This window comes from Deinococcus sp. YIM 77859, from assembly GCF_000745175.1.
Taxonomy (GTDB): domain Bacteria; phylum Deinococcota; class Deinococci; order Deinococcales; family Deinococcaceae; genus Deinococcus.
Map to the genome: position 1 here is coordinate 86,585 of NZ_JQNI01000004.1, position 16,487 is coordinate 103,071.

The following is a 16,487-nucleotide window of genomic DNA, read 5'->3' on the forward strand; positions in this document are numbered from 1 at the left end:
AGAGGTGCAGGGAGAAAACCTTCTGTCGCCCAGGGTCTTGAGCCGCCCAGCGCCGGTTCGGCCGAGTTGGCGGCGTCAGGGAGTTCCCCGGGCGGTGAGCCTGCCGCCCCAGAGCCGGAGGCCCACCAGGGTGAAGAGGCTGAGCAGGACCGGCCACTCCCCGAACCGGACAGCGGGCGTGAGGCGGGCTGTCACGCCAAAGGACGCGGGCAGGGTCGCGGCGACTGCGCGGGGCAGGCGGGCCATGACCCGCCCGGAAGGGGCGATCACCGCCGTCACGCCATCGTTGCCCGCCCGCAGCACCCAGCGGCGCGTCTCGATGGCCCGCACGCGGCCCATCTGGAAGTGCTGCTCGGCCCCCACGGACGGCCCGAACCAGGCGTCATTGGAGACCACGGCCAGAACCTGGGCACCGCGCTGCACCAGCGCGCGGGCGAGGGCCGGAAACGTCGACTCGTAGCAGATCAGGACGCCGACGGGGATCCCGCTCAGGGGCAGCGGAGCCAGGGTCCGGCCGGGCACCGTGCCGCTCAGCGGGGGGAGCCCCAGCCAGCGGAAGATCACCCGGTACGCCCCATCCAGGACGGTCCGGCCCGGAAAGTACTCCCCGAATGGCACCAGCCGGACCTTGTCCTGCCTTCCCTGGACCTGCCCCGCCTCAAACGCGTACACGCTGTTGCGGTAGCCGCCCTCCTGGGTCGGGGCACCCATCAGGAGCGGCACGTTGAGGGCCGTGAGGGCACCCGCCACCTCGGGAACGGTGGGGGCGGCGGGCGCGGCAGTTTCCGGCCACACCACCAGCCTGACCGGCCCCGCCGCCAGGCCCGTGCGGGTCAGGTCCAGGTACCGCCGCAACTCGTCAGCGGTACGCCCCTGGGTCTTGGCGCGCGGGTCCACGTTGCCCTGGACCAGCAGGGCCCGCGCGGTGCCCGGTGGGTCGGGGGGCCGGGTCAGACCGTAGGTGGTCCCCAGGACCAGCAGAAGGACGCCGCCCAGTCGCGCCCGGGGGCGGCCGTCGGCCAGCGCCGCCGCGGTGAGCGTGACCACCAGCCCCACCAGCGAGACGCCGCCCAGGTCCGCGAGCTGCACGAGCGGGGTCAGCGCGAAGGCGTAGCCCAGACTGCCCCAGGTGAACCCAAACGGTCCCAGGGCACGCGCGGCGTCCAGCAGCACCCAGGCGAACGGCAGCGCCCAGAGGGTGGCCGGACCCATCACGCGCCGGGTGAGCGCGGCGGCAGCGGCCCAGCCCAGCGCGAGCCACGCGACCAGCCCCAGGTACAGCACGGCCATGCCGGGGCCGAACCATGGGGCCAGACTCGAAGGGAGCCACAGCAGCAACGCGGTGAAAAAGCTGGCGGCAAAGGCGAAGGTCAGCCTGAAGGCGCGGCCCGGCGGCTGGCTGGCCACCTGGCGGAACAGCAGCGCCAGGGGCAGCGGCGCGAGGGCACCCAGCGGCGAAGGCGGGAAGGTGAAGGCCAGGGCTGCCCCCGCCAGGAGACACAGCAGGTGAGGCCAGCACACCCGGCGGTTCATCAGAGGACCAGCACCCCGTGGTGTTTGGCCGCCCCCTCGGGCTCGACGTGAATCGTGACCTCACTGTGGGGCACTTCCCGGGCGATGACCCCTTCCAGGCGGTCACAGATCGCGTGGGCCTGGCCCACCGTGAAGTGTTCCGGCACCACCAGGTGAAAGTCGATAAAGGTCAGGCGGCCCGCGTGACGGGTGCGCAGGTCATGGGCCTCCAGCGCCCCCTCGGCATGCTCGGCCACCAGGCGGCGGATCAGGGCCTGCGTCTCGGGTGGGGCGGCCTGGTCCAGCAGGCTGCGCAGGGAGGAACCCACCAGCCGCCAGCCCACCCACAGGATGTTCAGCGCCACCAGCATCGCCATGACCGGGTCAAGGACCGTCCAGCCGGTCAGCGCCACCAGGCCCAGGGCGACCAGCACGCCCCCGCTGGTCACGACGTCCGTCATCAGGTGCTGGCCGTCGGCGACCAGGGCCGGGGACCGCAGGCGCCGCCCGGTGCGGATCAGGTAGGTGCCGTACCCGGCATTCAGCAGCGTCGCGCCCAGGGAGACGAGCAGGCCCAGCCCCAGCGCTTCCAGCGGCTTGGGAGCCTGCAGATCCTGGTAAGCGCTGGAGATGATGCTGATCGCCGCCAGCACGATCAGGACGCCTTCCAGAACGGCGGAGAAATACTCGGCCTTGGCGTGGCCGTAGGGATGCTCGGCGTCGGCGGGTTTGCGGGCGATGGACAGGGCCAAGAGGGCCGCGCCGGCGGCCACCACGTTGATGATGCTCTCCAGGGCGTCGGAGTACAGGGCCACACTGCCGGTGAGCAGGTACGCGCCGCCCTTCAGGACGAGAATCAAGAGGCCGAGCAGCAGGCTGTACTGCGCCAGGCGGATGGTGCGGTCCAAGGGAGGCCTCCAGAGGTCGGGCGGGTCAGGGCCGGCCACTCAGGGTGATCAGGGTGGTCCGGCCTTCCAGGGTGGCGAGGTAGTGCAGCATGCGGCCCTGCCGGTCGAGGAAGGCCGCGTAGTTCCCCGGCCCAATCGGATCATCGGTCAATTGCCGGTACCCGGCCTGCCGCAGGGGGCCCAGCAGCGCTTTGGGGTGCCAGCCGGGCAGGCGGTACTGCTCGACGCGGCTTTCCCCCTGGCGGACCTCCTGGCGGTAACTGCGGCTTTCGGGACATTCGGGCGTCAGACCGTTTGGGAGGGGCACCAGGCCGTTCCAGAGTGTGCCCGGTTGCTCAATGCAGTACAGGGGGCTTTGCCAGCGGCGTTCGGTGGCCCACCACCACGCGCCCAGGGCCAGAAGTGCGGCGACCACCACCGCCGTCAGGGTCAGGGCCCCTTTCATTCTTTTGCGTGGTCGATGGCGTTGCCGATCAGGCTGGTGATGTGCTGGTCGAGCAGGCGGTAGTACACGACGCGGCCTTCCTTGCGAAAGGAAACCAGACGGTGGGCGCGCAGGAGGCGGAGCTGATGGCTGACCGCACTCTCACTGATGCCCACCACGGCCGCCAGGTCACACACACACAGCTCCTCGACGTTCAACGCACTGAGAAGCCGCAACCGGGTGGGATCGGCCACCATCTTGAGGAGGCTGGTGGCGGCCTCCACGCAGACCGCGTCCGGCAGAGCCGTGCGGACGCGGGCGACCGCCTCGGGATGGACACAGGGGACGTCACAGACGTCATCTTGAGAAGCTGTTCTCACCATCTGAGGGTAGCGCGGAAGGCTGCCTGCGAACGTCACCGCATCACCTCCCGCACGTCCGCCACCACCCGGTTCACGTTCGTGAGCTGGGTGTAGTCCCACACCACCCGCCGCCGCCCTTCCCGGTCGATCAGGTACACGCCGGTCGTGTGGTTGACCTGGTAGTCCGCCGGGCTTTTCACATCCGCCTTCTGGTACCCCACGCCCCAGGCCGCCGCCGTGTCGGCCAGATTCGGCTCCGGGATGAACACGCCTTTGGCACCCGGGCTGAAAAAGGTCAGGTACTCGCGCAGCTTCTGCACGTCGTCACGGGCCGGATCGAGCGTGACCAGAACAGTGCGAAAGTTCTCGCGGTCCCGGGGCGGCAGCGCCTGGCGCACCCGTTCGAGGGACGCCAGGGTCGTCGGGCAGACGTTCGGGCAGTGCAGGAAGCCAAAGAACACCGCCACCGTTGTTCCACGCAGGTCGCTGAGGGAGAACGCCTTGCCGTTCTCCCCGGTTCCGACCAGGGCGGGCGCGGCGGTCACGGGGGTGTAGACCGTGCCGTAGAAGGGGAAGGGGCTTTTGAGGCGCGCATAGGCCCAGACGCCGCCCAGCAGGAGTGTGACGGCCAGGCAGGCCAACAAGGCGGAGCGCCAGACAGGGCGCGGGGGGACAGTGTTCATGGACAAAGTTCTCCGGTCAAAAGGGTGGAGTGGAGAGAAGGTCGGTCTGCTGCCGCCTCCGCTTCATGGGTGAACGTGGCCCTCATGTCCGGCGTGGGCATCCGGGGGTTCGAATTGCACCGTGCTGTGCTCAATCCCGTGGCGCTCAGCGATGGCATGCACCTGGGGCAGCAGGTCCCTCTGCGGCTGGCCTGCGGCCACCACCAGATGCGCGGTGAGGCTGTGCAGCCCACTGGTCACGCTCCAGACGTGCAGGTCATGCACCTCCTGCACGCCGGGCAGGGCCGCGAGTTCCGCCCGGAGCCCATCGAGGTCCACACCTTCCGGCACCCCTTCCAGCAGCACGTTGACGCTGGAGCGCAGCAGAACCCAGGTGCGCGGCAAGACCCAGAGACCGATCAGGGCGCCCAGCACTGGGTCCACCCAGGTCAGGCCGGTAAAGCGAATCACCAGCGCGCCCACGATCACCGCCACCGAGCCGAGCAGGTCCCCCATCACCTCCAGGTAGGCGGACTTCACGTTCAGGCTGTGTTCGCTGCCCGAAACGAGCAGGCGCGCGCTGATCAGGTTCACGATCAGCCCGAGCACGGCCACGACCAGCATGGTGGTGCTCTGCACCTCCACCGGCTCGCGCAGGCGGCGGTACGCCTCGAAGAGGATATACAGGCCGATGGCAAACAGCGCCGCGGCGTTCACGGCCGCCGCCAGAATCTCCGTGCGGCGGTACCCGAAGGTGCGTTTCCCGTCGGCGGCCCGCTGCCCGATGCGGATGGCGAACAGGGACAGGACCAGCGCCATCACGTCGGTCAGCATGTGCCCCGCGTCCGACAGCAGCGCGAGACTCCCGGAGAGGAAGCCGTAAATCACTTCCACCACCAGAAATGTCCCGGTCAGGGCCAGGGCGACGCTGAGCTGCCGGGCGCTCGCGTTCGCGCCGTGGCTGTGGCCGTGTTCACTCATGCTGCATCCCGTCCATTTCCGGCTGGGGCTGACCGCCCGTCATGCGCTTCTTCAGCAGGGCGTCGATGGCCTGGATCTCCGAGGTCTGTGCCGCCACCACCCGCTCGGCAAAGGCCCGGACTTCTGGCCGCTTCACGGTCTTCAGGGCCGACTTCGCCATCGCCACGCCGCCCTGATGGTGGCGGCGCATCAGCACCAGGTAGCGGGTCTGTGCCGTGTTGACGGGGAGGTGCTGGAGCTGCCGCACGTCCCCAGCGGACGCCAGGCCCATGCTGGCGCGGTCCATGCCCGCCATCGGTGCTTCTGTGCCGGCCAGCGGGCGGCCCCAGGCCATCAGCCAGCCCTGCATCTGCCCGACCTGCGCCTGCTGCGTGAGGAGGATGTCCTGCGCGAGCAGCTTCACCGCCGGGTCCGCCGCCCGCTTGAACAGCGTCACGCTCATGTCCACCGCCTGAGCGTGGTGCGCGCTCATGTCCCGCGCGAAGGTGACCTCAGGACTCCCCTCGGTGGGCGGGCGGGGCCAGGTGACGGCCGCGCCCACGCCGAGGACCGCCGCGGCCAGCACCCCACCCGCCCAGGCGTTCAAACCGTGCCGTTGTACGCGCCGCTGCATGAGGCACCGATCTCCGGGGCTTCCCCACCCTGCTCGTACTTCTGGAGGAACTGCTTTACCCGGGGGTCCGAGACGTCCTGCACCGCGAGCTGCCTGTTCCAGGCCGTCAGGATGACGGGGGCCGTCTGCGACTCGTGGGGCGAGAGCAGCGTGTAGGGACGCCCCTCCACCAGCTTCTTCAACGCCTCGACCTGATCAGCTGGCAGGTCCGGCCGATAGCTGAGCCACACCGCCCCGTGTTCCAGGCTGTGCACGGCGTATTCGTCATACAGGGCTCGGTCGTACACGCCGCAGTTCTGCCAGGCGGGGTTGTGCGGCCCGCCAGCCGGGGGGGTCTGGGTGTAGGTGATGCGGCCCTCCTGGTGGGCCCCCCCCTTGTTCTGGAAACTCTTGACGCCCTCGATGTCACCACCTCCCTGGTTGCAGGCGGCGAGCAGGACGGGCAGGGTCAGCAGGATCAGTCGTTTCATGGGTTCTCCTTGGGTTGAGAGGTAGCACACCGGTCAGAGGCGGAATGTCCAGCGCGGCGTTCCGTTCGCCAGGCATGCAGCAGCAGCCAGAGGGTGCCCGTACACACCAGCACGTCCGACAGGTTGAAGATGGGAAAGGGGCGGCCCGTCAGCGGGCGCGCGACCACGTCCAGCAGGGGGGCGGTGAGGTAATCGACGACCGCGCCGCGCGCCAGGCCGTCCACGGCATTTCCGAGCGCCCCCGACGCGACCAGCGCGAGCGGCCAGACGTGCCAGGCGGGGAGACGGCCGGAAAGCAGCCCGGCCACGATCACCAGGCCGACCAGCAGGCGCAGGATCGCCAGCGGGGAGGTCAGGCCGCCCAGCAGTCCCCAGGCCATGCCGGGGTTCAGCGTGAAGCCCAGGTGCAGCAGGCCAGGCAGCAGGACGCGGTCCACATCCGGGGTCAGGTTCGCCGCGGCCCAGGCTTTAAGCAGCCCCTCCAGCGCCAGCAGGGCCGCGATCAGGACCAGGGGCGGCCACCTCACGACGCCAGCTCCAGCAGGTAGAGGGCCACAAAGCCTGCGAAGAAGGCGGCGGTGATGAGGGGCGTCTCCTTGACCTCGTGCGCCTCGGTCAGCAACTCCTCGGTGACCAGGAACAGCAGCGCCGCCGCGCCGAAGGACAGGACGATCTCCAGGGGGAGGCCGCTCAGGCCCTGCAGCAGGGAACCCCCCAGCAGCGCGCCCAGGACCACCAGCAGGCTCAGCCCGGTCACGGTGAGGATGGTGCGGCCCCGGGGCGTGCCGGACTCCCCCAGACTGGACGCCACCGAGACGCCCAAAAACAGCAGTTCCAGCGTGAGGGCCACCACCAGCAGGGTGCCCACCCGCGCGCCCGCCGCGAAGCCCACGCCGATCAGCAGGCCGTCGATCAGCACGTCGATGCCGACCACGGTCACCAGGCCGACGTTCCCACTCCGGGCGCGCCTGCCCGCCTCGCTGGGCTGTTCCAGGCGTTCGGCCAGCGCCCGGATGACGAGCATCACCACCACGCCCAGCGCGAAGCCGATCACCACCCCGACCGGCTGATGGCCCGCGGTGATTTCCGGCAACAGTTCCCCCGCCACCGCCGCGAACACCACCCCGGCCGCGAAGTGCTGCACGAAGGAGCGCAGCCGCTCCCCGGGCCTCCGGAAACTGGCGGCCACCCCGCCGAGAATGGTGGCCGCCACGGGAATGAGCGTGAGTTCCAGAATCTGCTGGAGGGCCGCGCTCACAGCGTACCGGCTCCCAGGGCGGCCAGAATCCGGGGCCGCTGCTCGTCGAAGGGGCCGTAAAAGACCTGCTCACCGATGACCGTGACCGGGGCGATGCGCACGTCCGCTTTGGCCTGCATCTCGGCGAGCGCCTCCGGGTCGCCCCGCACGTTCTTCTCGGTGAAGGGAACACTGTGGTGGGTCAGGAGCCGCTTGATGGCCAGGCAGTCCGCGCAGCCCGGGACGGTGTAGAGCGTGATCTCAGGCATGAGCTTCCTCAGGCGCGGTGGGGAGCGGCGTTGACCGGCACTGCACGGGCTGTTTGGTGTTCACGGCCCTTCCAGCGCAGCAGGCGCAGCGCGTTGGCCGTGACGATGGCGGTGGCCCCAGTGTCGGCCAGGATCGCCATCCAGAGGTTGGTGTAACCCAGCAGCGTGGTGACCAGGAAGATGGCCTTGAGGCCCAGGGCAAAGGCGATATTGACCTTGATGTTGCCCATGGTGGCGCGCGACAGGGCCACCAGATCGGCCACACCCGCGACACGCTCTTGCAGCAGGGCGGCGTCGGCGGTTTCGAGGGCCACGTCGGTGCCGCCCCCCATCGCGATCCCCACGTCCGCCTGGGCCAGGGCCGGTGCGTCATTGATGCCGTCCCCGACCATCGCCACGCCGCCCCGCGCTTTCAGGTCCGCGATCAGGCGCAACTTGTCCTCGGGCAGCAGTTCGGCCTGCACGTCCAGGCCCAGGTCACGTCCGATGGCCTGCCCGGTGCGGGCATTGTCCCCGGTCAGCATGACCGCATGGACCCCCAGATTCCGGAGGTCCGCGATGGCGTCCCGCGCGTCGGGTCGGGGTTCGTCACGGATGGCGATCACGCCGAGGGGCGCAGGGCCGTCCAGCAGCACCACGGCGGTGCGGCCCTGCGCCTCGAACGCCTCGATCTGCTGCTGGAGTTGGCCCGGCAGGGGGGTCAGCGCCGCGGCATGCCGCGGCGAGCTCACGCTGAGGGTGCGGCCCTCGACCGTGGCCGAGACGGCCTTGCCGGGGAGGGCCTGGGCCTCTGTGACCGGGGGCAGGGCCAGCTTGGCCTGCCGGGCGGCGTCGGTGATGGCCTTGGCCAGCGGGTGGCTGCTGCCCGATTCCACGGCGGCGGCCAAGCGCAGCACCTCCTGGCGGTCGAGGTTCAGCCCGACAACGTCGGTCACGCGGGGCTTGCCAGCGGTCAGCGTCCCGGTTTTGTCGAAGGCGACGGTCTTCACGCTGCCGATGGTCTCCAGCGCGGCACCACCCTTGATCAGCAGGCCCCGCCGCGTGCCAGCGCTGATGCCGCTGGTAATGGACGCGGGGACACTCAGCACCAGGGCGCAGGGGCAGCCGATCAGCAGCAGGGCGATGCCCTTGTAGAGCCAGGGATACCAGGCCGCCCCGAACAGCAGCGGCGGCACCAGCGCGACCAGGGCGGACACCGCCACCACGCCCGGCGTGTAGTACCGGCTGAAGCGGTCGATGAAGCGGGCGGTGGGGGCCTTGCTGCCTTCCGCCTCCTCCACCAGGTGAATGATGCGGGCGATGGTGTTGTCCGAGGCGGCCTTGTCCACCCGCACCGTGAGCACGCCGTCGGTGTTGATGCTGCCCGCGTACACGCTGTCCCCGACGCCCTTCACGACGGGGACGCTTTCCCCCGTCACCGGGCTGTCGTCCAGGCTGGAGGTGCCGGTCAGGATGGTGCCGTCGGCGGGCACCCGCGCCCCGGGGTTGACCTGCACGGTCTGTCCCACAGCGAGGGAATCAGCCGGGACCTCACGGGTGCCCGGGCCTTCGACCAGCAGGGCCGTCTTGGGCGCGAGCGCCGCGAGGGCCTGAATGCCCGCGCGGGCGCGTCCGGCGGCAGCGCCTTCCAGCAGCTCACCCACGGCGAAAAAGAACACGACGACCGCGCCCTCGGCGGCCTGCCCGATCAGCACCGCGCCGAGGGCGGCCAGGCTAACGAGCATGTTGATGCTGAAAGGGTCGCCGAAGCGGGCGCTGGCGACCGCTTTCTTCGCGAGCGGCCACACCCCCAGCAGGGTCGCGGCAATGAAGCCCCAGGTGGCGAACTGCGGTTCGATGAAGCTGAACAACCACGCGAGGGCCAGCAACACGCCGGAGGTAATGACCAGTTTGCCCTGCCCGGTCGCATACCAGGGCTGACCGGGCTTCGGCGCTTCATGAACATGGCCGTGCCCGGCGTGGTCGTGACCGCTGTGAGCATGGTCATGGCCCTCGTGGTCATGGTCGTGCTGAGCATGGTTCTGGGCGGTGGGGGCGGGGGCCTTTCCCAGCAGGGAAGGGGTGTACCCCAGGGCCTTCAGGTTGCCTTCCAGCGTCGCCCGCCGGGTCCGCCGCTCGTCGAGGTCCAGGTCCAGCGTCTGCTTGTTGAAGCTGGTCTTGACGCCTGTCGCGCCGGGCAGCGTGGCGATCATACGTTCGACTTTCTGCACGCAACTGGCACAGTCCATCCCGTCCACGAAGTAGGTCAGGTGGGCGGTCTCCGCTTGGGAGGGCGCGGGGGACGCCCCCCCGCTGAGCAGGGAAGGGGTGTACCCCAGGGCCTTCAGGTTGCGTTCCAGGGTGGTCCGTGCTGTTTGCGTCTCGTCGAGGTCCAGGTCCAGCGTCTGCCTGTTGAAGCTGGTCTTGACGTCTGTCGCGCCGGGCAGGGTGGCCATCATGCGCTCGACTTTCTGCACGCAACTGGCACAGTCCATTCCATCCACGAAGTAGGTCAGGTGGGCGGTTCCCGGCCGAGGGGGATCCGAGCGGGAGGGCGAGGCGGTCATGGCTCCACTATACCTGAGGGACAGTTCATATGTAAGTCTGCTCAGACATGAAATGAGATTGGCGGTACACTCATCTGGGAGCCGAAAGAGGGCGCGTACGCTGACTACCCAGGAGGCAAGGTATGACGATGCAGTCGCAGATCAAACCCGGTATGCCCGTGAAGTGCGCGAACGGAATGGACCACGGGCAGGTGGACAGCGTCGATGGCGAGTACATCAAGCTCACCAACGATGATTCCGGTCAGCCCCACTGGCTGCCCTTGAGCGCGGTGGACCACGTGGATCAGCATGTGCACCTGAACCTGAACCACGAGCAGGTGCATCAGCAGTGGCTGAGCCAGGACCCCCACCCCGAACATCGACAGTAAGCTGGCCGTGATGAGGGGGCAACTTACGGGTTGCCCCTCTGTCTCTCCCCTACGGTGCCCGTGGACGTTCTGTAAAGAGTGGGCACTCCCGCCGGACTGGCCCGCGCTGCAAGTCGATCTCACCGCCCAGCACACTGCCTACTCAGGCCACTCCAGGCGCTCGTCCTCCGCACCGTCCGGGTTCGGGGCGTGCAGGCGGCACGAGCAGAGTCCATCTTCCCGGTGCTCTCCCTGGGGGTGCGCCGATGCTGGCGCTTCACCGTGCACCGCAACACCAGTGGTGCCTGCTGCCGACATGCTAGGGAACGGCGAGAGCGGGGATACGGCCGCGCCAGAGCGTGCAGTCACGGCCGCAGCAACTCGCCAGGATGAGCCGTTCTCCCATGTGCGGGTTGAGCGGTTCGGGTCCATGCCGCTGCCGTCGTCATCAGGGGAGCGTGGGTACGGCGGTACCCTCCCGTTCCATCCCCACCGCCAGGGGCAGTTCCACCCCGAACGTCGTCCCCTTCCCCTCGGCGCTCATCACCCGGATCGACCCGCCCATCGCCTCGATCAGGTGCCGGGAGACGGTCAGGCCCACCCCCGCCCCGACGCTCTCCTCCGCGTCCCGGGCGCGGGACTTGTCCGAGCGGTAAAAGCGCTCGAAGACGTGCGGCAGGTCCTGCGGGGCGATGCCCTCGCCGGTGTCCTGCACGTCCACCCGGCCGCACCTGCCGTTCCCGTCCACGTAAACCGTCACGCCTCCCGTGGAGGTATGCCGGAGCGCGTTCGACAAGAGGTTGACCAGCACCTGCGTGACCCGGTCCGGGTCTGCGAACACCCGAACCTCCCGCCGCACGTCCAGTGCCAGGGATAGCCCCTTGTGCGCGAAGGGCCGCTCGAACTGAGCGCAGGCCGCGCGCACGAGTTCTGCCAGGTGAACCGGCCGCGGTACCACTGGAATCACGCCCGCCTCCGCCTGCGTCACCAGGGACAGGTCCTGCGTGAGCCGTTCCAGCCGCCGGATCTCCCGGATGAGGTCCGGCCCGGCCTCCTCGATGCGAAAGACGCCGTCGAGCAGCCCCTCGGTCAGTCCACGCATCCCAGTCAGGGGCGTCCGCAACTCGTGCGCGACCGTCCCGATCAGTTCCCGCCGCCGCACCTCCGTCGCCTCCAGGGCCTCCGCCATGCGGTTGAAGCTGCCGGTCAGCTCGCCGAGTTCGTCCCGGCCCATCTCCGGCAGCCGCTCGGCGTAGTGTCCTGCTGCGATGCGGGTGCTGGCATGGCTGACGCGTTTCACGGACCGCAGAATCTGTCGGCTGACAAAGGCACTCACCACCAGGGCCACCAGCAGCGTCGTGAAACTCGCCACCGCGAGGGCACTCCCGAACGCACCGGTGAAGCCCTCGGACAGTTGGCGGCGCATCTCCGGGATGTTGCGGATGCCGAACATTTGGACCATCTGCTCAATGTGCGTGTGGTAGAAGAGCGGGGCCGTCCACTCCGCGATCACGATCATCGTCGTGGCGGACAGGGCGATCACCGCCAGGTACGAGAGCAGCAGCTTCACTCTCAGGCCCAGACCAGAAGTGGGCTTACTCGGCGCGGCCAAAGCGGTACCCCACCCCCCGCACGGCGTGAATGAACCGCGGCGACTGCCCGGACTCTCCCAGATGCTTGCGCAGGCTGACCAGGTGCACGTCCACCACACGGTCCACGCCCGGGAAGTCCTCTCCCCACACCCGCTTGATCAGCTCGTTGCGGGTGAACACCCGCCCCGGCGCCCTGGCGAGTTCGTACAGCAGGTCGAACTCCAGCGCGCTGAGGTCCAGCGCTTGCCCGGCCAGGCTCACCGTGCGCGTCACCGGGTCCACCCGCAGGTCCTCGTACACCGCGGGGAGGGGCGCCGCCTCACCGGAGGTGCGCCGCAGGACCGCCTTCACGCGCGCCACCAGTTCCCGCGGGCTGAACGGCTTGACCACGTAATCGTCCGCGCCCAGTTCCAGGCCGAGGATCCGGTCGAACTCCTCCCCGCGGGCGGTGAGCAGGATGACCGGCACGTTGGAGGAGGCCCGGAGGCGCTTGCAGACGTCCAGGCCGCTCATCTTCGGCAGCATCACGTCCAGCACGACGAGCGCCAGGCCACCTGCTTCCGCTTGCCGCAGACCGTCGATGCCGTCCGCCGCCGTTCGCACCTGAAACCCTTCGCGTTCCAGGTACGCCGAGGCGACCTTGCGCACGCTCGGCTCGTCGTCCACCACCAGCACGGTACTCATGCTTCTTTCCAGTATGTCAGGCGGGGGACGGCGCGCACCATCAGAAGCGGACGCCGATTCGCCGGGCGCTGTTCCAGAGGTCCTCGCGGGTGAAGGGCCCGTTGTGTTTCTCGCGGATCACGCCGCTGGCATCGATGAAGAACGTCTCCGGAATGCCCGCCACCCCGTAGTCGATGGCGACCCGGGACTGCCGGTCCACCATGCTGGGGTACGGCACGGCGAACTCCCGCACGAAGGCCCGCGCCGCGTCCGGCTGATCCTGGAAGACCACGCCCACCATCGTGAGGTTCTGGGCATCTCGTGCGAATTCACCCAGCATCGGGGCTTCCTCCCGGCAGGGCACGCACCACGATGCCCAGAAGTTCACGACCAGCGGCTGCCCGAGGTGGTCCTGCAACCGGAACGGCTGGCCGTCGAGGGTGACGAGCGTGAAGTCGGGGGCGGGTTTTCCCACCCGTGGGGACTTCGCTTCCTTGTTGGGGCGCAGGAGGGCAACGGCCAGCACGGCGACCATGATCGCCGCGAGCACCGGGGGCAGCCAGCGCCGCACGCCGCCTGTCCGGCGAGGTTCAGTCGGGGAAGCGTTCGGGGGCACGATTCTTGTACCGTTCGATGAAGTCCACGATCTTCGCCTCGGCCAGCGTGTCCAGGGTGTACAGTCTGCGCCAGGCGGTCAGGGCCAGCGGCACCTCCAGCTTGGAATCCGGCGCGACGACCGTCTTGTTCGGGAAGCGCCGCTGAATGTCCTCCAGCTTCGCGACGTCGCCCTTCAGGAGCGAGGGGTTGTACTGGATGACCACGCCACCGTGTTCCAGATTGTGGACCAGGGTTTCGGGGGCGATCTCGTACACGAAGGTGCCCCAGGGCTGCGGCCGCACGTAGTGCCAGCCACTGGTGGCGGGGAAGGAGTTGTAGGGGGGGTGCTGAGCACCGAAAGCGATGTGTTGCTGGCCCTGGTTGGGGAAGGTCTGGCCCAGTTCTCCGGCCCCTCCACCGGAACGGGCCCACCAGGCCCCGCCCCCCAGGGCCAGCAACACCGCTCCCACCAGCACCCCCGGCCACGGACTCCGGCGCTGCGGCTTTGACGAGAACTTTGGAGGCTGCTTACTGAAAGCCTTCGACATTCCCGCAAACTACGAATGTTGTGTTCAAAAAGAATAAAGGGCCTCACGGCGGAGTTTCTCGCCAGCCACTCCACTTACAGCGACTCAGCACCGGGGCGTTTCCGCTAGACGGTTCAACGCCCCCTCGGTGGAACAGGCTGCCTCGAGAAGCTCTCGGCCGCGTGCGGCTGCGGAGAGAACAGCTGAGTTGCAGGACCCGGGGCCAACGCCATGGGACGGCCAGCGTCACGAGTAAGCATCGATCAGGTGAGGCAGGTCACGTGTCAATGTCCCGTCCATGACGTCCAGGGGGAAATAAAAGCGGCGGAAGTGTCCGTCCTGGTCGACGATGGCGATGGAATCACCGTGGTTGATCTGCCCGCCGGGTTCGCGGTAGGCATGGACGTAGAAACCCTGCCGCGTCACGTCCAGTGCCTGCTCGGTTCCGGTCAGGCCACGGAAGGTGTTCGGGAACATATGAAGATATTTGCGCAGTCTGCTGGGCGTGTCGGTTCCCGGATCAACCGTTACCAGAATGATCCGCAGGCGCGCCCGGTGAGCAGGTGTGAGTCGCGCGGCTGCCTCGGCAAGGCCCTTCAGGACGATGGGGGTCAGGTTTGGACAGCGCGTGTACCCAAACACGACGACGCGCGTCTGGCCAGCCCAGTCGGAGAGGCGGTGAGTCCGGTTGTCCTGGCCGGTCAGCGGCACATCCGGGACGAGGGGCCGCGTGTCCACTTCGCTCCCCCCCAGCGGCATGAGGTACGCGCGTTGCACCAACACGCCGCTCAAGACCAGGGCCACGGCGAGCAACAGGGCTGTCAGGAGGCGGGACATGAACGCCGGGTGGAGTCCGCCAGCTGGAACGCTGCTGGGTTGAGCGGAACCGAGTCGCGGTAGAGGCGGTAGTCAAGATGAGGGCCGGTGCTGTGTCCGGTGGAGCCGACGCGGGCGATGACCTCCCCGCGAGTCACCTGCTGTCCCACGCGCACGAGATTTCTGCTGTTGTGGCTGTAGCGGCTGGTGAGCCCATCACCGTGGGCCAGGACGATGGTCCAACCCCACCCGCTCACCGTATCCAGCCGTGACTCGACGACCACTCCAGTTGCCGGGGCGATGATAGGCGAGCCAACCGGGGCCGCGATGTCGAGGCCCGGATGTCCCGGGCGAAAGTACGTGGTGATCACGCCTGCCAGGGGTACGGTTGCGGCGCTGGAGCGAAAGCCGGCCGTCCGGATGACCTGTACCTGTGCGGGTGAGCGTGAAGCACTCCTCGCTGGGAGGGGCAGGTGCAGCGACTGGCCGACCTGCAGCGCACGGGCGCGATCGACGGCAGGATTGGCTGCAAGCAGCGCGTCCAGACAGAGGTCGTGCTGCTGGGCAATGCGGCTCAGGGTATCACCGGCCTGGACCGTATAGGTTGTATAGGTTGTGGTCGCAGCCGACGCGGGTGCCATGAACAACAGACACGTGAGGGCCCACGAGCGATGCAGCTTAGACAGGAGAAACACGCGGAATGGTTTACCACCCGTCCACGACAAAGTCACCTGCACTTAACTAAGATTTAACATGAACATCGAAGGTCCTGAGGTTTAGCGCCCGTTGTTACCGAAAGTGACCATTGTTCACCTCCGGCGCGCCGACGACCCACAGGATGATTCCTGCGCGTGTTGCCCGTCCATCCTGCGCGATGGGGCGATGTCCTGGGTAGACTGCTCGGGCGCCTTCCCAAACGTCGCTTGGCCCTCCAATGGTCCTCTTTACCAGGAACGGCTGGCGTGGATCGATAGCCCATGGACTGTCTCATGCGGCACGCCAGACGACACAAGCGCGTTGGCGTCTCCTGCCAGGCAGAACGCCGCATGCCGCTTCCCCTCTGAACGGTCCGTATGGGTGAACAGTTCAAGCTTTATTCGGGCTGAACATGTCCCTGGTACTGATTAGTCCATGACCGCTGCACAACTCCACGTTCCCAGCCACCATCCGGAGCGTTCCTCGTTCGTGCGGGTGGCGTGACGTGGCCTGCAACTGCGAGTGCGCCTGCTGCAAGCCGCAGTTTGCCGTGCAGGTGCTGGAGACTTGGCAGGAAACACCCACCATCCCTGTGGTGCGGATCGCTAAACCTGATCCGTTCCACTTCCGGGCGGGACAGTATGCACAGCTCAAGCTGAAACTCCAACCATCCACCCTCGGCGGACCATCGCCCGTTGCGGGCCGCATGCTTTCCATGGCCTCGTCGCCCACCCGGCCGTACCTGGAATTTGCCGTCCGCATGTCAGGCAGCTCCTTCAAGCGCACCTTTCAACAGTTGCAGGTGGGCGACGAGGTGTTGATCAGCGGCCCAGCCGGCAGTTTCGTGATTGACCCTGCGGAGCACCTGGTGCTGCTGTCTGGCGGGGTGGGCATCACGCCGCTTAAAAGCATCGCGGAGTACGCGGCGGACCTGCGTCTGCCCATGCGACTCACGCTGCTGTACAGCAACCGGGACACCAGTGAGATGGCGTATGCACAAGCCCTCGCTGAACTCGCCGGGCGCAATCCTCTCTTTCGGGTCATTCACACCCTCACGCGCGAACCGGGTACGTGCTGGTCGGGCCAGCGTGGACGCGTCGACGCCGCCCTGATTCAGCAGCATGTGGTTGACCTGGACCGCGCGGTCTTCTTTCTGTGTGGACCGCCGGGTCTCGTCCGGGGGCTTCACGCGACGCTCAACGAACTTGGCGTGACGGATGAACGCATCCGTTCTGAGGACTTCACAGGGTATTGAGCGCAGGGGC

The 16,487-nt window shown here is 68.1% G+C and carries 20 protein-coding genes; 2 read left to right on the forward strand and 18 right to left on the reverse strand.

Annotation, left to right across the window (positions count from 1 at the left end):
- Positions 1 to 75: 75 nt before the first annotated feature.
- The 12 genes from lnt to EI73_RS13660 form a co-directional block, all read right to left on the reverse strand.
- Complete coding sequence (lnt, locus tag EI73_RS13605; RefSeq protein ID WP_051935627.1) at positions 76 to 1,533, reverse strand: apolipoprotein N-acyltransferase; 1,458 nt, start codon at positions 1,531 to 1,533, stop codon at positions 76 to 78.
- Positions 1,533 to 2,420, reverse strand: coding sequence for a cation diffusion facilitator family transporter (locus tag EI73_RS13610; RefSeq protein WP_051935628.1), 888 nt, complete (start codon positions 2,418 to 2,420; stop codon positions 1,533 to 1,535). Before EI73_RS13610 ends, lnt begins: the two co-directional genes overlap by 1 nt.
- A 25-nt stretch (positions 2,421 to 2,445) precedes the next feature.
- Entirely contained in the window at positions 2,446 to 2,865 is a 420-nt protein-coding gene (locus EI73_RS13615; protein ID WP_034388574.1) for a hypothetical protein, read from the reverse strand.
- Positions 2,862 to 3,227, reverse strand: a complete 366-nt coding sequence (locus tag EI73_RS13620) for a metalloregulator ArsR/SmtB family transcription factor (protein ID WP_034389060.1) — start codon at positions 3,225 to 3,227, stop codon at positions 2,862 to 2,864. The genes EI73_RS13615 and EI73_RS13620 overlap by 4 nt, the downstream gene beginning before the upstream one ends.
- A gap of 32 nt (positions 3,228 to 3,259) precedes the next feature.
- Positions 3,260 to 3,889 carry an SCO family protein gene (locus tag EI73_RS13625; protein WP_034388576.1) on the reverse strand — a complete coding sequence of 210 codons (630 nt, stop codon included), beginning with the start codon at positions 3,887 to 3,889 and terminating at the stop codon, positions 3,260 to 3,262.
- A 63-nt stretch (positions 3,890 to 3,952) separates the two neighbouring features.
- Positions 3,953 to 4,849 carry a cation diffusion facilitator family transporter gene (locus tag EI73_RS13630; protein WP_034388578.1) on the reverse strand — a complete coding sequence of 299 codons (897 nt, stop codon included), beginning with the start codon at positions 4,847 to 4,849 and terminating at the stop codon, positions 3,953 to 3,955.
- Entirely contained in the window at positions 4,842 to 5,462 is a 621-nt protein-coding gene (locus EI73_RS13635; RefSeq protein WP_081909085.1) for a DUF305 domain-containing protein, read from the reverse strand. Before EI73_RS13635 ends, EI73_RS13630 begins: the two co-directional genes overlap by 8 nt.
- Positions 5,432 to 5,932 carry a DUF3105 domain-containing protein gene (locus EI73_RS13640; protein ID WP_034388579.1) on the reverse strand — a complete coding sequence of 167 codons (501 nt, stop codon included), beginning with the start codon at positions 5,930 to 5,932 and terminating at the stop codon, positions 5,432 to 5,434. The genes EI73_RS13635 and EI73_RS13640 overlap by 31 nt, the downstream gene beginning before the upstream one ends.
- The gene (locus EI73_RS13645; RefSeq protein ID WP_051935629.1) at positions 5,929 to 6,459 is read right to left on the reverse strand and encodes a signal peptidase II; all 531 of its coding nucleotides are present in this window, start codon (positions 6,457 to 6,459) and stop codon (positions 5,929 to 5,931) included. Before EI73_RS13645 ends, EI73_RS13640 begins: the two co-directional genes overlap by 4 nt.
- Positions 6,456 to 7,190, reverse strand: a complete 735-nt coding sequence (locus tag EI73_RS13650) for a ZIP family metal transporter (protein ID WP_081909086.1) — start codon at positions 7,188 to 7,190, stop codon at positions 6,456 to 6,458. Before EI73_RS13650 ends, EI73_RS13645 begins: the two co-directional genes overlap by 4 nt.
- A complete protein-coding gene (locus EI73_RS13655; RefSeq protein ID WP_034388581.1) occupies positions 7,187 to 7,438 on the reverse strand; it encodes a glutaredoxin family protein in 252 nt (83 codons plus the stop codon). The genes EI73_RS13650 and EI73_RS13655 overlap by 4 nt, the downstream gene beginning before the upstream one ends.
- A gap of 8 nt (positions 7,439 to 7,446) precedes the next feature.
- Positions 7,447 to 9,984 carry a heavy metal translocating P-type ATPase gene (locus tag EI73_RS13660; protein ID WP_034388583.1) on the reverse strand — a complete coding sequence of 846 codons (2,538 nt, stop codon included), beginning with the start codon at positions 9,982 to 9,984 and terminating at the stop codon, positions 7,447 to 7,449.
- A 122-nt stretch (positions 9,985 to 10,106) separates the two neighbouring features.
- On the opposite strand from EI73_RS13660, the gene EI73_RS13665 reads away from it, so the two are divergent.
- Positions 10,107 to 10,352, forward strand: a complete 246-nt coding sequence (locus EI73_RS13665; protein ID WP_034388585.1) for a DUF2171 domain-containing protein — start codon at positions 10,107 to 10,109, stop codon at positions 10,350 to 10,352.
- A 427-nt stretch (positions 10,353 to 10,779) separates the two neighbouring features.
- Here the strand turns inward: EI73_RS13665 and EI73_RS13670 are convergent, their stop codons facing one another.
- The 6 genes from EI73_RS13670 to EI73_RS13695 form a co-directional block, all read right to left on the reverse strand.
- On the reverse strand, positions 10,780 to 11,901 hold the full coding sequence (locus EI73_RS13670) for a cell wall metabolism sensor histidine kinase WalK (protein ID WP_051935630.1): 1,122 nt from the start codon (positions 11,899 to 11,901) through the stop codon (positions 10,780 to 10,782).
- A 25-nt stretch (positions 11,902 to 11,926) separates the two neighbouring features.
- Complete coding sequence (locus EI73_RS13675) at positions 11,927 to 12,607, reverse strand: response regulator transcription factor (protein ID WP_034388587.1); 681 nt, start codon at positions 12,605 to 12,607, stop codon at positions 11,927 to 11,929.
- Positions 12,608 to 12,647: 40 nt separating this feature from the next.
- The gene (locus EI73_RS13680; protein ID WP_051935631.1) at positions 12,648 to 13,157 is read right to left on the reverse strand and encodes a redoxin domain-containing protein; all 510 of its coding nucleotides are present in this window, start codon (positions 13,155 to 13,157) and stop codon (positions 12,648 to 12,650) included.
- Positions 13,158 to 13,176: 19 nt separating this feature from the next.
- On the reverse strand, positions 13,177 to 13,653 hold the full coding sequence (locus EI73_RS13685; RefSeq protein ID WP_197050786.1) for a DUF3105 domain-containing protein: 477 nt from the start codon (positions 13,651 to 13,653) through the stop codon (positions 13,177 to 13,179).
- 303 nt (positions 13,654 to 13,956) lie between these two features.
- Complete coding sequence (locus tag EI73_RS13690; RefSeq protein WP_034388590.1) at positions 13,957 to 14,547, reverse strand: SCO family protein; 591 nt, start codon at positions 14,545 to 14,547, stop codon at positions 13,957 to 13,959.
- Complete coding sequence (locus EI73_RS13695) at positions 14,532 to 15,167, reverse strand: M23 family metallopeptidase (RefSeq protein WP_051935633.1); 636 nt, start codon at positions 15,165 to 15,167, stop codon at positions 14,532 to 14,534. The genes EI73_RS13690 and EI73_RS13695 overlap by 16 nt, the downstream gene beginning before the upstream one ends.
- A gap of 761 nt (positions 15,168 to 15,928) precedes the next feature.
- Here EI73_RS13695 and EI73_RS13700 point away from each other — a divergent pair.
- Positions 15,929 to 16,477: a ferredoxin--NADP reductase gene (locus EI73_RS13700; protein ID WP_156103611.1), complete on the forward strand. Its 549-nt coding sequence runs from the start codon at positions 15,929 to 15,931 to the stop codon at positions 16,475 to 16,477.
- Positions 16,478 to 16,487: the final 10 nt, after the last annotated feature.

Excerpts from the sequence above, each read along its gene's own strand:
- EI73_RS13660 (WP_034388583.1), bottom strand. The coding sequence starts at position 9,984 with ATGACCGCCTCGCCCTCCCGCTCGGATCCCCCTCGGCCGGGAACCGCC.
- EI73_RS13675 (WP_034388587.1), bottom strand. The coding sequence starts at position 12,607 with ATGAGTACCGTGCTGGTGGTGGACGACGAGCCGAGCGTGCGCAAGGTC.
- lnt (WP_051935627.1), bottom strand. The coding sequence starts at position 1,533 with ATGAACCGCCGGGTGTGCTGGCCTCACCTGCTGTGTCTCCTGGCGGGG.
- EI73_RS13665 (WP_034388585.1), top strand. The coding sequence starts at position 10,107 with ATGACGATGCAGTCGCAGATCAAACCCGGTATGCCCGTGAAGTGCGCG.
- EI73_RS13620 (WP_034389060.1), bottom strand. The coding sequence starts at position 3,227 with ATGGTGAGAACAGCTTCTCAAGATGACGTCTGTGACGTCCCCTGTGTC.
- EI73_RS13690 (WP_034388590.1), bottom strand. The coding sequence starts at position 14,547 with ATGTCCCGCCTCCTGACAGCCCTGTTGCTCGCCGTGGCCCTGGTCTTG.
- EI73_RS13640 (WP_034388579.1), bottom strand. The coding sequence starts at position 5,932 with ATGAAACGACTGATCCTGCTGACCCTGCCCGTCCTGCTCGCCGCCTGC.
- EI73_RS13700 (WP_156103611.1), top strand. The coding sequence starts at position 15,929 with ATGCTTTCCATGGCCTCGTCGCCCACCCGGCCGTACCTGGAATTTGCC.
- EI73_RS13630 (WP_034388578.1), bottom strand. The coding sequence starts at position 4,849 with ATGAGTGAACACGGCCACAGCCACGGCGCGAACGCGAGCGCCCGGCAG.
- EI73_RS13695 (WP_051935633.1), bottom strand. The coding sequence starts at position 15,167 with ATGGCACCCGCGTCGGCTGCGACCACAACCTATACAACCTATACGGTC.
- EI73_RS13655 (WP_034388581.1), bottom strand. The coding sequence starts at position 7,438 with ATGCCTGAGATCACGCTCTACACCGTCCCGGGCTGCGCGGACTGCCTG.
- EI73_RS13625 (WP_034388576.1), bottom strand. The coding sequence starts at position 3,889 with ATGAACACTGTCCCCCCGCGCCCTGTCTGGCGCTCCGCCTTGTTGGCC.
- EI73_RS13635 (WP_081909085.1), bottom strand. The coding sequence starts at position 5,462 with ATGCAGCGGCGCGTACAACGGCACGGTTTGAACGCCTGGGCGGGTGGG.
- EI73_RS13615 (WP_034388574.1), bottom strand. The coding sequence starts at position 2,865 with ATGAAAGGGGCCCTGACCCTGACGGCGGTGGTGGTCGCCGCACTTCTG.